Raw genomic sequence first — 13878 nt, forward strand, 5'->3', positions numbered from 1 at the left:
CCCGCCCCCGCCCCCCCCCCCCCCCCCCCCCCCCCCTCCACCTCCCCCCCCCCCCCCCCCCCCCCCCCCCCCCCCCCCCCCCCCCCCCCCCCCCCCCCCCCCCCCCCCCACCACCCCATGTTGAAAGGAGAACCCGGCCGTGACCACTCTCAGCCGTGACGCCCAGGGGCGCTTCCTCGCCACCGAAGCCGCTGCCAGTCCTGTCCGCGCGCAGACGCTGCCGCACCTGCTGGCCGCCGCCGTGGCCACCGAAGCCACCATCGCGTGGGCCATGGCGGCCTTCGCCGGGCTGCTCGGCCTGGTCATCGCCGCCACTGTGGCCGCTACTGCCGTTGCCGCCGTTGGTATCGCGATCGCCGCGAAGGCCCGCTCCTGGCCCCGCACCCGCGTCCTCGCCGCCCTGGCCGCCCTCGCACTCGCTACCGTCTGGTCGCTGGTGTGGATCACCACCGGACCGTCCCTGGTCACCGCCGCTGTCGGCGTCACCGTGTGGCTCCCGGTGTCCTGGCCCTGGTGGGCGCCACGGCGTCTGGCCAACCCCGACCCGAACGCCGTCCCCGAGCCTGAGGTCCTCGAAGGCGAGATCGTCGAACCCGAACCCGAGCCGGAACCCCAGCCGGGCCCGGCCGAGCAGCTGGTCGCGAAGTGGGCCGAGCGGATCGGCAAGCCCAGCGGGGTCCTGGCGGGCACGGTCCTGGCCTTGGAGACCGAGACCGAGCACACCCTGGTCTTCGGCCTGCAACTGGTGCCCGGCACGCAGACGCTGTCCGACGCGGTCAACGCCGCGCCGAGGATCGCCTCGGGCTTGAACACCTTGGTGCCCAAGGTGATCATCGAAGACCACCCCGACTTCGAAGACGCCTCCCTGGGACGCCTGACCGTGGTCACCGGCCGCCCGATCGGCGACACCGTGCCCTACACCGGGTCGACCTTCGACCGCGCGACCGAGCAGATCCGCCTCGGCCCCCACACCGACGGCGACGGCACCGCGAACTGGCGGGTGTTCGACCCCAACACCTTCCACGGCGGGTTCGTCGTCGGCCAGAAAGGCTCGGGCAAGTCCCGCATCGCCGACATCATCTGCCACTCCCTGACCGCTGACGGCCGCACCGTGATCTGGTACGGCGACCCCGAAGACGGCGCGTCGTCCTCGGCCCTGTCGGCCAACGCCGACTGGTGCGCCCGCGGCATGGGCGCCATCCGCACCATGCTCGCGTCCGCGCAGCGCGTCATGCGGTTCCGCAAGGCCGAGAACGCCGTTGAAGGCTGGGACGGGTTCACGCCCTCACCGGCCCGCCCGGCGCTGCTGATCGTCGTCGACGAGTTCTCCACCGCCTGCAAGGACAAGCAGATCCGCGAAGCCCTGCTCGACATCGCCCGCCGCGGCCGCAAGGTCGGCATGGGCATCCTCGGCCTCGACCAGCAGCTCGACCTGAACACCTTCGGCGAAGAAGCGCTGCGCAACAACATCATCTCCTCCAACCTGATCATGCTCAAGACCTCCACGAGCAACACCAAAGACCTCGTCGGCGGCGTCGCCAAAGGCATCGACCCGACCCAGCTGCCCGACATCCCCGGCTACGGGTACCGGTCCGCGCCGACCGGCGGCGACGGCCGCGCGATCGGACGCTCCGCGCCGTTCCGCGCCTACCACCTCGGCGACGACTCCGGCGCCTCGATCCGCTGGTTCGACCAGATCCCCGAAAGCGACCGCGCCCGCCTGGACCTGGCCTCGGCCACCAACGCCGGACCCGCCTACACCAACCGGAACGCCACCGACACCATGCAGCTCGCCGCGATGCGCGCGCTCGTCGAGTCCAGCCGCGCCGGCATCGCACCCGCCGAGCACGACCACGGCGAGACCGACACGGCCGCCGAGGAGACCGGCGGCCACTACGGGCAGGTCATCGACTTCCCCGCCTGGGCCCAGTTCGACCCTGCCGCCGGGGCCGAAGCCGCTCTCACCGACACCGCCCGCCAGGCCCTCGACCTCATCCGGCGCGGCGTCAACCAGCCCGTGAAGCTGCGCGAGGCCCTGGGCCTGTCCGAACGGCAGGTCTTCAACATCCTCGAGACCCTCACCGCCGACCCCGCGCTCATCCGCAAGACCGGCCACGGCCGCTACGAAGCCGCCGCCACCAGCAACGACCACAAGGAAACCCATGCCTGACGACCCGATCGCACCCGACTTCACCGAGATCCACACCAGGGCCACGTTCCACCTCGAAGAGGCCATGCGCACCCTCACCGCCCGCTACCCGTGGTGGGCAGGCCAGCGGCCCACCGGCGTCCAACGCGGAGCCATGCGCCGCGCCGCCCGCCACACCCGCCTCGCGCTCAAACACCTCAACCTACCCGCCGCAGCCCCCAGCGACTCCGGCCCGAACCCGCACTAGCGCAACGGAAGGCCACCCGTGCACAAGTACCTCGTCAGCTACCTCCACATGCACCGATCACAGATCGCCTACGGCAACACGTACGTCACCAGAGCCCACCCGATCGACTCCGAGCAAGCGGTCGACGAAGTCGCCGCGTTCCTCAGCAAGAACATGCGCATGAGCAGCCTCACCATCATGGGGATCTTCAAGCTCTCCGCCTGACACCACAAGCCCGACAACGACATTCACGCAAGGAGCATCCATGGACAGCCGCAAACTCCGACACCGACTCGAATGGCTCGCCCAGCAGGCCAAGGTCATCGCCAAGTCCGTCGTCAACGGCAACCACGCGTTCGCCGCCGAAGAACGCCCGCGCCTGGCCAAGGCCCGCGCCGAAGTCATCGAACTCATCCCCGCCCGCGACCGCAAGGCCGCCATCCCCAAGCTCGACCGGATCGTCGCATGCGCCGACATCATCGAGCAGCACCGCTGGGACGCCTGGCAGGCCCGGCGGAAGGCCGACCAGATGCGGCACAACGCCGAAGCCGACCTCATGGAGGCCGAGATCGAAGCCCTGATCGTCGAGATCTCCAACAACCTCGGCAGCCGGTAAGCCCGGCACCACAACCGACGCCGCAGCTCTCGGCGCCGCCCCGCCACCGATCGAGAGGACACCAGCCATGCCCGAACCGACCAACACCGCCTGCACCATCGACTGCAAGCCCGACTGCTCGACCTGCCACAACTGCGGCGGCGACTTCCGCCGCGGCGGGCCCTACCGGTGCGTCTGCGACGACGAACCCGGCGACTGCTGCACTGAGGGCGACTGCCTCGACTGCCTGCTCAACGCAGGACTCGACCCCGACTGCTTCTAGCCACCACGGCCCGGCCCCAACACGGGGCCGGGCCCAACGTGAACAGTGGACACCATCATGAGCTCCTGACCTGCGAAAACACCGACCATTTTCAACCTTGATGGACACCACCCCCGGTCACCTTCCTGACCAGGGAAAACAGGAGCTGAAGGTGGCCAGTGGACACCATCATCGGGGTGTGCCGGGTTACAAACCGACCCATCCCAAAACGGACAGGTGCGTTTTTGGGCGAGGTCGCGTGACCTTTCTTGCCTTTCGCCGCAACGAGGTGCACCATTTCCAGCAATCCATAACGGACAAGAACAGTCCGATATGGCACGACCCGGCCAGGGGCGATATTTCTGCACGACAAGGAAAGTGAAGAGAGGACTTGCAACGCAATGCGACACACCAAGAAGGACGACCGAGCCATGGCTGAGGCTGAAGTGGCCACGCCCGATACGGCACTGCTCGGCCCCGCCGTCCGCAACCGTCTGCTGGAGGCGGCTCTGGCATGCGCTGCGCGCGGCTGGCACGTCTTCCCCGTCATCCACGACGCCAAGCAGCCCGAGGTCAAGAACCGGTGGGAGCAGCGCGCCACGGTCGACCCCGACCGTATCCACTGGTGGTGGAGCCGCCACAACTCGAACATCGGGCTCGCGTGCGGCCCTTCGAACCTCGTCGTCGTCGACCTCGACCGCCCCAAAGGCGGCGAGCAGCGCTTCAACGCGGACGGGTCGCTCTACACCGGCGCGGTCGGCTACGACCAGCTCGCCGAAGCCGTAGGAGGTGGTGAGTCCGGGTTCGGCCAGACGTTCACCGTGGCCACCCCCTCGGGCGGCTTCCACCTGTACTTCGCCCACCCCGAGCACGGCCCCGAGTTCCGCAACACCGCAGGCAATAACGGCGGCCTCGCCCCGCTCGTCGACACCCGCTCGCACGGCGGGTACGTCCTCGCGCCCGGATCGATCATCGGCGGCAAGCCTTACGCCCCGATCTGCACGCTCGACCCCTTGCCGCTCCCGGCATGGCTCCAGACCCGTCTGCGCCCCGCAGAACGCCCCGCACCGCGAACCCTGGCCCCGGCCAGGCACATCCAAGCCGGGCGCCGCAGCGCGCGCCTGAACGCCTACATCACCTCGGCGGTTAACCGCGAGGCCCAGGCTGTCGCCACCGCACCCGAAGGCACCCGCAACCACCGCCTTTACACCGCTGCGGTCGCCCTCGGGCAGCTCGTCGCCGCCGGATACCTCGCCGAGCACGAAGCCACCGAAGCGCTCACCGAAGCCGCCCACGCGGCGGGCTTGGGCGCGAACGAGACCGCCCGCACCATCGCCTCCGGCCTGACCGCCGGAGCGAAGAACCCCCGCCACCTGCCCGAATCCACCAACTAGCAACCGCAGTAAGGAAGGAGAATCTCGTGGTCGACACCATTACCGACCTATGGGACCCCGATGACCCTGTGCTTCAGGGCTTCAGCTCAGCCGATCCCAACCGCAAAGACTCGTTCAAGCCCGCGCCTGAATCCGTTACCGGTGACGTGCTCGCGACGAACATTTACCCACCAATCCTGTGGGCGGTTCCGCACCTGATCTGCCAAGGCGTCTCGGTCATCGTCGCTCCGCCCAAGGCCGGAAAGTCCTACGCGATGATGGACATCTCGACTGCCATCGCCTCCGGAGGCAAGGTCTTCAACAAGATCGATGTCGAGGAAGGCGACGTGCTCTACCTCGCCCTCGAAGACGGCTTCGCCCGTCTGCAACGCCGGATGCTGCAAGTGCTCGACGGCGCACCGGCATCGAAGCGGGTCACGTTCCAGACCGAATGCCCCCCACTCGACCAAGGCGGGAAGGAGCAGATCGAGGACTGGATCAAGCAGCATCCCGATGCGCGCCTGGTCATCATCGACGTGCTCGCCAAGGTTCGCCCCCAACCGCATCGGGGGTCCAACGCCTACGACGCCGACTACGCCGCCATGGGCATCATCACCAGCCTGGCCAAAGACCACGAGATCGCGATCATCGTCATCCACCACACCAACAAAAAGACGCAGAAGAAGGATGACGACTTCCTGGATGAAGTCTCCGGCACCAACGGCATCGCCGGGGCAGCCGACACCACCATCGCCTTCAAACGCGGCAGGAACGACAGTGAAGCGACACTGAGCATCACTGGCCGCGATGTCGAAGAGATCACGTACAACGCGCGCTTCGACGCCAAGAAGGGCAAGTGGACAATTCTCGACAAGCTGCCCGACCGCCCGCCCACGACCGCTGACGTGATCGAGGCCTGGCTCAAGGAGCACCCCGACTCCGGGCCCACCGACATCGCCGCAGGTACAGGCATTCGAGCCAACACCGTCAAGTCGACGCTCGACCGCGACAAGAGCGGACGCTTCGCCAAGACCGGCCGCGGCAAGTACCGCGCCAACCTCGGCGACGACGACCAGGAGCCCCTACCCGCACCGTTGTAGGAACCCGACAAGTTTCAGGCCTGCCGCTTGTACCGCCTTCTAGGGCAACGATGCACCGTTTGAAACTTTCCCAGGTCAGAGGCCATCCGAAACGGTGCAAGCGGTGCAAGCGGTGCACGACCCCGAACACGAAAAAGGCCCCGGCGCGAGTCGCAAACCCGCCGGAGCCCTCAAATAGAAAGTTGAGAACACAGCATGGCACACACCCACTCCGAGTCCACGCCCGCCGACGCTATCGCGGGAGACGGCCCGGTCATGCCCTTCTACACACCTGAAGAAGCCGGACGCATCCTGCGCATCGGGCGCAGCCGGATCTACGAGGAGCTGCGCCGCTGCCGCCTGCGTTCGGTCACGGTCGGCCGCTCCCGCCGCATCCCCGCAGAGTTCCTCATCGAGTACCGCACCCTGCTCATCACTGAAGGCACCGAGGAGAACTAGACGTGAGCGACACATCATCGCAACGTAAGAAGGCCAGCCACGGTGAAGGCACCATCTACTGGAGCGACGCCGAGAACTGCTTCATCGGCGAGATCTCCCTGGGCTACAAGCCCGATGGCAGCCGTAACCGCCCGAAGGTCCGAGGCCGCACCAAGACCGAGGTGCGGAACGCCTTCAAGGAGCTCAAGGAAGACCACGCCAGCGGCATCGAACTGGGAGACAAGTACACCGTCGCTCAGGCATGCAGCGACTGGCTCAAGCGCGGGCTCCCGACGCAGCAGGCGAACACCGTCGAGAGGAGGCGCGAAGAGATCGAGCTCCACATCGTGCCTGCTCTCGGGCGGGCGAAGCTCAAGCGGCTCACCGCCGATGATGTCGACGACTTCCTGTCGACCCTGACGACGAAGCTCTCCACGAGCACCATTCGGCGGGTCCTCGGGACGCTGCGACGCGTGATTCGATTTGCCCAGCGGCGCAACAAGGTCGCGCGCAACGTTGCCGAACTGTGTGACGCGCCCGCAGGGAAGGCCGGGCGTCCAAGCAAAGCGCTGACCCTTGAGAACGGCAAGGCGATCGTGCGCGAGTGCCGCAAGAGCAGTGAGACTTGGATCTACGCGTATGTGGCGCTGTCCATGTTCACCGGGGTACGCACCGAGGAAGCTCGGCCGCTGCGATGGGAACACACGCATCTCAATCCGATCAAGGGAGAGCGATGCTCCTGCGGGCGCATCCACGGAGACGACCTGCCGCCACACGTCGAGGTCTGGCGCTCAGTGCGCATTCACGGCGACACCAAGACTGAGAAGAGCCGCCGCACGATCGCTCTGCCCTCATACGTGCTCACGATCCTGGAAGACCACCGCGTCAAGCAGATCGAGGACCGCAAGCGCAACAAGCACAAGCATGAGGGCATCGTCTACGTCTTCGGTACCCGGCACGACACTGTGAAGGAGGCGCGCAACGTGCGGCGCTTCTTCCGGTCGATCGTGACCAAGGCGAAGGTGGCAGGGGAGTGGACGCCCCGGGAGCTGCGACACACCTTCGTCTCCTGGATGTCGGATCAAGGCGCGACCGATGAGTTGATCGCCGATCTTGTCGGTCACGTCAAGACCTCCACTACGCGGACGGTTTACCGCAAGCAGTTGCGGCCGGTCATCACCAAGGGGACCGACCTCCTTGACGGGGTCTTCGGAAAGGACTTCTTGAAGGACGAATAGCACCGGGATGGCCCCGGATATGGCGACAAACGGCCCGCAGCGGAATTCCGCTGCGGGCCGTTTTGGCTGGTGGGTGCTACAGGGATCGAACCTGTGACCACCTCCTTGTAAGGGAGGTGCTCTACCGCTGAGCTAAGCACCCGGAGGGCGCGCGGAAGCGCGCCGAGCCTGAGAAAGGGTACCTGAACGGGGACTCGGGCGCTCGTGGCGGGTGCGGTGGGCGTCCCGGATCGTGGGCGGGGGAGAGGCGTCGGGCACAGCCCGGAATTCAGTGGAAGCTTCAAGTGTTGGGCATTGCGTGGAAAAACTACGCGTTGACATCTGGTCCGACATCGCCTGCCCGTGGTGCTACGTCGGCAAGGCCCGGTTCGACAAGGCCGTGCAGCAGCTCGACGGCAAGGTGGACGTGGAGGTCCGGCACCGGTCCTTCGAGCTCGACCCGCACCGCGAGCCGGGCGACACCGCGCCGGTCGTCGACATGCTCGTCAAGAAGTACGGCATGAGTCCCGCGCAGGCCCAGGCCGGCGAGTACCGCCTCCAGGACCTCGCCAAGGCCGAAGGCCTCGCCTACCAGGCCGAGGGCCGCGACCACGGCAACACCTTCGACCTGCACCGGCTCCTGCACCTCGCCTCCGAGCGGGGCATCGAAGCCGAGGTCTGGAAGGCCTTCTACGCCGCGAACTTCGCCGACGAGGCCTCGATCTTCGAACGCGACCGCGTCATCGAGGTGTCCGTCGCCGCCGGGCTCGGCAAGGACGAGGTCCTCGCCGTGCTCGACGACCCCGAGGCCTACCGCGAGTCGGTCCGCGCCGACCAGGCCGAGGCCGCCGCGCTCGGCGCCACCGGCGTGCCCTTCTTCGTCGTCGACGAGAAGTACGGCGTCTCCGGCGCCCAGCCCACCGAGCTGTTCGCCGAGATCCTCGAGAAGGCTTGGGGCGAAAAGCGACCGGCGCTCACCCAGATCAGCGGCGCCGAGGACGCGGAAGCCTGCGGCCCCGACGGGTGCGCGCTCTAAGAGCGTTCCAGGCGCAACTGGCGAAACCTTCACGAACGGGCACCTCCGGGAATATCCTGAGGCGAATTCCGCTCGATCGAGGAGGCGATAGCCATGCCGATGGACCGCGAGACACAACTCAGGCTGGTGAAACTGCGCGACGACACCGGCGTGCTCTCGCTCTACGTCAACGCCGACCCCCGGCAGGAAGGCTCACAGCCGCCCTGGAAGACCCGGCTCGACCAGGGCCTGAAGCATCTGCTCGAATCCGTCGACAACGGCACGCGCTCCATGCTCGGCCGCCGCCTGGAGGAGATGAAGCTCGACCTCGAGCAGCTCGTCCGCCCCGGCGCGCCCGGGATCGGCCGCGCGCTGTTCGTCGGCCTCGCCAGCGGCCAGACCTACAACGTCGAGATGCAGACGCCGCTGACCGACCGGGTCGCCCTCGCCCCCCGCTCCCACATCGCCCCGATGTTCGGCGCCTGGGCCGAGGGCTCCCCGATCGGCATCGCCGTCGTCGACGGCAAGGGCATGCGCCTCCTCGACAGCCGCTTCGGCAAGTGCGAGGAGGTCTCCGGGCTCCACTTCGAGCTCGACACCGCCGAATGGCGCATCATGCGCGGCCCCAGCGCCTCGCACAGCGCCTGGGGCGGGCGCGACGGCGCCACGTCGAACAACCAGCACGACCTCTTCGACTACCGCATCGCCGAGCACCTGCAGAAATTCCTCGCCGCCGCCCACTCCTCCCTTGAAGAGCACGTGGCGACCTTCGGCTGGGAGCTGCTGGTCATCACCGGCGAACCCGAACTCGTCGAGGCGTCCTCCAAGTCGCTCAGCAACGGGTTCAAGGCCGAGATCGTGGCCTCGCAGCTGGTGCTCAGCCAGTCCACTCCCGCGCAGATCCAGCAGTCCCTCGCGCCCGAGGTCGCGGCCGCGCGGGCGGCCCGGGACACGCGCCTGACCACCGACTTCGCCGAGTCCCCGCGCAAGACCGTCGCGGGCTCCGAGGCCGTGCTCGACGCGCTCCAGGGCGGCCGGGTCGACCGGCTCGTCATCGAGCGCGACTCGGTGTGGAGCGGCCGCCGCATCCCCGACGGCACGGTCCTGGCCGACTCGATCGCCCCAGGGGAGCCCGAGCTGGCCGCGGCCATCGCGGACGCCCAGCTGGGCGAGGCGATGATCGAGATGGCGCTGGCCTCGGACGCGCAGGTCTCGATCCTCAGCGACGGGGTCGGGATCGACGAGAAGGCGGGAGGCGTCGGCGCGTTCCTGCGCTGGTGAACACCGCTTGAGCAATCAAGTTAGGTTATGCTAACCTATCTCCGGCAGTACGATCCAGGGCCGCGGGTTTCTCACCTCCCGCGGCCCTGAGCCGTACCCGGGTCCGGCGAGTCGAGCCGGAAGCCGGTCGCGGAGGCGAAGCGGACCATCCCCGCCTCCGCGGCACTGCCGCTTTAGGAGCATGAACGCGCGCCCTCCTCTTTTCGAGGAGGGCGTTTCGCATGGGGCCCAGGTGCATTCACGGCATGTTCACCGCTTGAGGGTTGTCGGTACGCGGCATTTGTCGTTCACTTACCCTCCACCCGGTTTCATCCTGAGATATAGAGGTTCCCATGACCACCATCCTCAGTAGACGAAATGTCCTCGGCGCCGGCCTCGCGGCCGGCGCCGCCACCCTCGCCGCCACCGCCTTCCCCGGTGCGGCCCAGGCAGAAGAGGCCTTCGGCGGCCCCCTCATCGGCCAGGCCCGCGGCGACCAGCTCCACGTCCTCTCCTTCAACCTCCGCTACGAGGGCGGCGACCCCGCGCCCCGCACCTGGGACGAGCGCCGCCCCCTCGTCGCCACGGTCCTCAAGCGCGAACGCCCCACGATCCTGCTCACGCAGGAGGGCCTGTACGGCCAGAACCAGGACGTCCTCGAAGACCTCAAGGACCACGACTGGATCCACCTCGGCCGCATGGGCGGCTCCCGCAGCGAGGCCACCGCGGTCTTCTGGGACCGCAAGCGCCTCAAGGTCCTCGACTACGACCACCTGTGGCTCTCCGACACCCCGCTGCTCATCGCCTCCAAGGGCTGGGGCAACAACGTCGTCCGCATGCTCACCTGGGTCCGCTTCCAGGACCTGCGCACCGGCAAGGACTTCTACGTCGTCAACAACCACTTCGACCACCAGTCCGAGCCCGCCCGGCAGAAGGGCGCGCAGATGAACCTCGACGTCATCGCGCCCTGGACCTCCCCGGTCATCGTCGCGGGCGACTTCAACCAGGTCCCCGAGACCCCGACCTACCAGATCCTCGCCGACGGCGGCCTCGTCGACACCATGCTCGCCGCCGAGGAGCCCGCCACCCCCGTCTACGCGACCTGGAACGGCTGGGACCCCGTCCCCACCGAGACCGGCCGCCGCATCGACTGGATCCTCACCACGCCCGAGGTGCGCATCCTCAGCGCCGCCGTGAACACCTACTCCAAGGACGGGCGCACGCCCTCCGACCACTGGGCCGCGCAAGCGCTCCTCGAGCTCCCGTAAACGGACTCCGGGGCGGCGGCAGCGCGGATACTTTAAAAAGGTGAACGACGCGCTGATCGCCGCCCCGCCGGGCGCAACGGACGGGAGCCACCCGCTGCTGGGCCCCGTAGAACCGCCGTTCCTGCACGTCATGACCTACAACCTCAAATCCGCCTCCGGCCGCGCCCCGCACTCCTGGTGGAAGCGCCGCCCCCTCGTCAAGGCCGTCCTCGAGAACGAGCTGCCCACGGTCATCTGCACCCAGGAGGGCCGCTTCCGCCAGCTCCTCGAACTCCGCGAGGACCTCGACGGCTACGACTGGGTCCACCTCGGCCGCGCGGGCGGCTCCCGCAGCGAGGCCACCGCGATCTTCTGGGACGCCGCCCGGCTCGTCCCCCTCGAATACGACCACCTCTGGCTCTCCAAGCGCCCCAACGTGATCGGCTCGCGCAACTGGGGGAGCGGCACCGTCCGCATGCTCACCTGGGTCCACCTCGAGGACCGCGCCACCGGCAACCGCTTCTACGTGGTCGACAACCACTTCGACCACCGCTCCGAGAAGGCCCGCCGCAAAGGCGCCGGCATCCTCCTGCACGCCGTCGCGCGCTTCCTCGACCCGGTGATCGTCGCCGGGGACTTCAACTGCGGCCCCGACTCCGCGACCTACCGCGCGCTCACCGGCGGCGGCCTCGCCGACACCTGGGAGTACGCCGCCGAGCACGTCACCCCGAACTGGGCCACGTTCAACCGCTGGCGCCCCGAGCCGAGCGAAGGCCCGACCCGCATGGACTGGATACTCGCCAGGTCCAGCCGGGACTGCGCCATCGAGGTCCACCGCATCGGCGTGAACGCCTACACCGAAGGCGGCCTCACCCCGTCCGACCACTGGCCCGTGCAGGCCGTGATCAGGCTCGTGCCCCGGCGGGCGCGGCCTTCGACCCGAGGTACTGCCTGATCTCGCCGACCGCCGCCCGACCGGCCCGGTTCGCGCCCACCGTGCTCGCCGACGGGCCGTAGCCCGCCAGGTGCACGCGCGGATCGGCCGCCACCCGGGTCCCGTCCATGACGATCCCGCCGCCCGGCCCGCGCAGTTGCAGCGGCGCGAGATGGTCCAGCGCCGCCCGGAACCCCGTGGCCCACAGAATCGTGTCGACGGGGATGAACCGCCCGTCGTCCCAGCTCAGACCTTCAGGAGTGATCCGGTCGAACATCGGTAGCCGCTCGAGCACCCCGGACTCGCGCGCGGCCCGGATCTCGGGCGTGAGCGGCACGCCCGTCACCGAGATGACCGACTGCGGCCGCAGTCCCCGCCGCACCCGCTCCTCGACCATCGCGACCACCTCGCGCCCCCGGTCCGGGTTGAAATCCCCTGCGCGCCACTGCGGTTCGCGTCGCGTGAGCCAGTGCGTCGAAGCAGCGAGCGGGTCGATCTCCAGCAGGTGCTGAATCCCGGAGATCCCGCCGCCGACCACGGCCACGCGCCGACCCTCGAACTCCCAGGGACCGCGGTACTGCGCCGTGTGCAGCTGGCGGCCGCTGAATCGGTCCTGCCCGGCGTACCGGGGCCAGAACGGGCGCTCCCAGGTGCCGGTCGCGTTGATGAGCGCCCGGGTGATCCAGGAGCCCTGGTCGGTGACGACCTCGAGCCGCTTGTCCGGGAGCGACCGCACCGCGCTCACCGAGACGGGACGGCGCACCCGCAGGTCGAACTCGCGCTCGTAGTCCGAGAAGTAATTGGAGATCACACCGGACACGGGCGTGGACGGGTCGGGCTCGGGCACGTCCATGCCCGGCAGCCGGTAGACCCCGTTCACCGTCGCGAACGTCAGCGTCGGCCAGCGGAACTGCCACGCGCCGCCCGCGTGCGGGGCGTGGTCGAGCACCGCGAACCCGGTCTCCGGCTCGAAGCGGCGCCGCAGGAAGTAGGCGGCCGAGAGCCCGGCCTGCCCGGCCCCGATGACGACGACTTCGACCTCGTGAATCACCTCTACTGGAACGGTGCCGCGGCGCTGGCGATTCCGCGGGGTGAGCCCGTTCACGCCTCCGGAGCGGCGAACCTCTCCTTCAACGTGAAGGCCTCAGGAGTGGGGCCGTGCTCGCGCAGCAGCGTCAGGCGCTCCTCGGCCTCGGCGATGGTCGGCCGCTCGCCCTTCGGGACCCACCACATCGCGGTGTACGCGTCGGTCAGGTGCTCGAACCACTCGCGGCGGCGCTGGAGGTACGCGCGGTGCACGTCGCCGTACACATAGGAGTGCAGGGCGTCCGGGGAGGTCCACACCGACATGTTCACGATCAGCCAGCCGTCCCCGAAGAAGCGGAAGTCGGTCGCGTCCGTGCCGTCCTCGCTGACGAGCCGCCAGACGAAGCCCTCGGCGGCGTCGGCCGCCGCGTTCACTTTCTCCAGGCCCGCCAGGAAGCCGCGGAGTTTCGGGGTGTGCAGCGGCGCGAGCAGTCGGGCGATGTTCACCTGCGCCAGTTCATATCCGTCGGTCATGTCGGAAAGCCTGCCAGCGCCGCACCCCCATCGTCAACGCCCGCAACAGGAACCCAGTCGCACCCCAGTCGACTGGGATCTCAGTCCCCGAGCGGCGTCAGGAATTCGAGCCGGTTGCCGAAGGGGTCCCGCGCATAGCAGCGCCGGTAGCCGGGGAAGTCCGCGTCCCACGCGACCGGGTGCCCGGCCGCTTCGAGGCGCGCGGCGAGCCCGTCCAGGTCCGACACGAGGATGCCGGGGTGGGCCTTCACGGAGGGCACGTGGCCCGCGTCCACACCCAGGTGCAGTTCGAGGGCGTCGGTGCGCAGCCACAGGCCGCCGCGCTTGGCCAGCTCCGGCGGTTTCTCGACCTCGGTCATCCCGAGGACCCCGACATAGAACGCGCGGGCGGCCGCCTCCCCGGCGGGGCGGATCGCGAGCTGCACGTGGTGGACGCCGTAGCCGAAGGGCGAGGCGCCGCGCTGGTCGTTCATGGTTCGCTCCTTTGCGAGGGGTGGGAACGGGAAAGGGGCGGACCGTTTCC

General features: G+C 68.7%; 16 protein-coding genes and 1 tRNA gene. 13 read left to right on the forward strand and 4 right to left on the reverse strand.

Going from position 1 to position 13878, the window contains the following annotated elements; all coding sequences use genetic code 11:
- Positions 1-139 precede the first annotated feature (139 nt).
- The 9 genes from ACZ60M_RS13625 (at position 140) to ACZ60M_RS13665 (ending at position 7360) form a co-directional block, all read left to right on the forward strand.
- The gene (locus ACZ60M_RS13625) at positions 140-2170 is read left to right on the forward strand and encodes a hypothetical protein (RefSeq protein WP_465417903.1); all 2031 of its coding nucleotides are present in this window, start codon (positions 140-142) and stop codon (positions 2168-2170) included.
- Positions 2163-2396: a hypothetical protein gene (locus tag ACZ60M_RS13630; protein WP_465417904.1), complete on the forward strand. Its 234-nt coding sequence runs from the start codon at positions 2163-2165 to the stop codon at positions 2394-2396. The genes ACZ60M_RS13625 and ACZ60M_RS13630 overlap by 8 nt, the downstream gene beginning before the upstream one ends.
- 18 nt (positions 2397-2414) lie before the next feature.
- The gene (locus ACZ60M_RS13635) at positions 2415-2600 is read left to right on the forward strand and encodes a hypothetical protein (RefSeq protein WP_465417906.1); all 186 of its coding nucleotides are present in this window, start codon (positions 2415-2417) and stop codon (positions 2598-2600) included.
- Between the two features lie 40 nt (positions 2601-2640).
- Positions 2641-2991, forward strand: coding sequence for a hypothetical protein (locus tag ACZ60M_RS13640; RefSeq protein ID WP_465417908.1), 351 nt, complete (start codon positions 2641-2643; stop codon positions 2989-2991).
- A gap of 67 nt (positions 2992-3058) precedes the next feature.
- Positions 3059-3253 (forward strand): hypothetical protein, encoded by a 195-nt coding sequence (locus ACZ60M_RS13645; protein WP_465417910.1) that lies wholly within the window; start codon positions 3059-3061, stop codon positions 3251-3253.
- 410 nt (positions 3254-3663) lie between these two features.
- Positions 3664-4626 (forward strand): bifunctional DNA primase/polymerase, encoded by a 963-nt coding sequence (locus ACZ60M_RS13650; protein ID WP_465417912.1) that lies wholly within the window; start codon positions 3664-3666, stop codon positions 4624-4626.
- A gap of 26 nt (positions 4627-4652) precedes the next feature.
- Positions 4653-5705, forward strand: a complete 1053-nt coding sequence (locus ACZ60M_RS13655; protein ID WP_465417914.1) for an AAA family ATPase — start codon at positions 4653-4655, stop codon at positions 5703-5705.
- 195 nt (positions 5706-5900) lie between these two features.
- Positions 5901-6143 (forward strand): helix-turn-helix domain-containing protein, encoded by a 243-nt coding sequence (locus tag ACZ60M_RS13660; RefSeq protein WP_465417916.1) that lies wholly within the window; start codon positions 5901-5903, stop codon positions 6141-6143.
- A 2-nt stretch (positions 6144-6145) separates the two neighbouring features.
- Positions 6146-7360, forward strand: coding sequence for a site-specific integrase (locus ACZ60M_RS13665; RefSeq protein ID WP_465417917.1), 1215 nt, complete (start codon positions 6146-6148; stop codon positions 7358-7360).
- Between the two features lie 67 nt (positions 7361-7427).
- Here the strand turns inward: ACZ60M_RS13665 and ACZ60M_RS13670 are convergent.
- Positions 7428-7502: transfer RNA gene (locus ACZ60M_RS13670), tRNA-Val, on the reverse strand.
- Between the two features lie 156 nt (positions 7503-7658).
- On the opposite strand from ACZ60M_RS13670, the gene ACZ60M_RS13675 reads away from it, so the two are divergent.
- From ACZ60M_RS13675 to ACZ60M_RS13690, 4 genes are all read left to right on the forward strand, one after another.
- On the forward strand, positions 7659-8375 hold the full coding sequence (locus ACZ60M_RS13675; RefSeq protein ID WP_465417919.1) for a DsbA family oxidoreductase: 717 nt from the start codon (positions 7659-7661) through the stop codon (positions 8373-8375).
- Positions 8376-8468: 93 nt separating this feature from the next.
- Positions 8469-9635, forward strand: coding sequence for a VLRF1 family aeRF1-type release factor (locus ACZ60M_RS13680; protein WP_465417921.1), 1167 nt, complete (start codon positions 8469-8471; stop codon positions 9633-9635).
- Between the two features lie 332 nt (positions 9636-9967).
- Positions 9968-10882 carry an endonuclease/exonuclease/phosphatase family protein gene (locus ACZ60M_RS13685; protein WP_465417923.1) on the forward strand — a complete coding sequence of 305 codons (915 nt, stop codon included), beginning with the start codon at positions 9968-9970 and terminating at the stop codon, positions 10880-10882.
- A 40-nt stretch (positions 10883-10922) separates the two neighbouring features.
- The gene (locus ACZ60M_RS13690) at positions 10923-11816 is read left to right on the forward strand and encodes an endonuclease/exonuclease/phosphatase family protein (protein ID WP_465417925.1); all 894 of its coding nucleotides are present in this window, start codon (positions 10923-10925) and stop codon (positions 11814-11816) included.
- On the opposite strand, the gene ACZ60M_RS13695 is transcribed toward ACZ60M_RS13690, so the two are convergent.
- The 3 genes from ACZ60M_RS13695 to ACZ60M_RS13705 form a co-directional block, all read right to left on the reverse strand.
- Entirely contained in the window at positions 11767-12843 is a 1077-nt protein-coding gene (locus tag ACZ60M_RS13695; protein WP_465418057.1) for an NAD(P)-binding domain-containing protein, read from the reverse strand. The genes ACZ60M_RS13690 and ACZ60M_RS13695 overlap by 50 nt on opposite strands.
- 53 nt (positions 12844-12896) lie before the next feature.
- Positions 12897-13355 carry a DUF3291 domain-containing protein gene (locus ACZ60M_RS13700; RefSeq protein WP_465417927.1) on the reverse strand — a complete coding sequence of 153 codons (459 nt, stop codon included), beginning with the start codon at positions 13353-13355 and terminating at the stop codon, positions 12897-12899.
- An 80-nt stretch (positions 13356-13435) separates the two neighbouring features.
- On the reverse strand, positions 13436-13828 hold the full coding sequence (locus ACZ60M_RS13705) for a VOC family protein (protein ID WP_465417929.1): 393 nt from the start codon (positions 13826-13828) through the stop codon (positions 13436-13438).
- Between the last annotated feature and the right edge of the window lie 50 nt (positions 13829-13878).

The organism is Glycomyces sp. NPDC050141, from assembly GCF_055586545.1.

Bases quoted from the DNA above. Each gene is read 5' to 3' on its own strand.
- ACZ60M_RS13630 (WP_465417904.1), top strand. From the start codon at position 2,163: ATGCCTGACGACCCGATCGCACCCGACTTCACCGAGATCCACACCAGG.
- ACZ60M_RS13640 (WP_465417908.1), top strand. From the start codon at position 2,641: ATGGACAGCCGCAAACTCCGACACCGACTCGAATGGCTCGCCCAGCAG.
- ACZ60M_RS13645 (WP_465417910.1), top strand. From the start codon at position 3,059: ATGCCCGAACCGACCAACACCGCCTGCACCATCGACTGCAAGCCCGAC.
- ACZ60M_RS13650 (WP_465417912.1), top strand. From the start codon at position 3,664: ATGGCTGAGGCTGAAGTGGCCACGCCCGATACGGCACTGCTCGGCCCC.
- ACZ60M_RS13660 (WP_465417916.1), top strand. From the start codon at position 5,901: ATGGCACACACCCACTCCGAGTCCACGCCCGCCGACGCTATCGCGGGA.
- ACZ60M_RS13680 (WP_465417921.1), top strand. From the start codon at position 8,469: ATGCCGATGGACCGCGAGACACAACTCAGGCTGGTGAAACTGCGCGAC.
- ACZ60M_RS13685 (WP_465417923.1), top strand. From the start codon at position 9,968: ATGACCACCATCCTCAGTAGACGAAATGTCCTCGGCGCCGGCCTCGCG.
- ACZ60M_RS13700 (WP_465417927.1), bottom strand. From the start codon at position 13,355: ATGACCGACGGATATGAACTGGCGCAGGTGAACATCGCCCGACTGCTC.
- ACZ60M_RS13705 (WP_465417929.1), bottom strand. From the start codon at position 13,828: ATGAACGACCAGCGCGGCGCCTCGCCCTTCGGCTACGGCGTCCACCAC.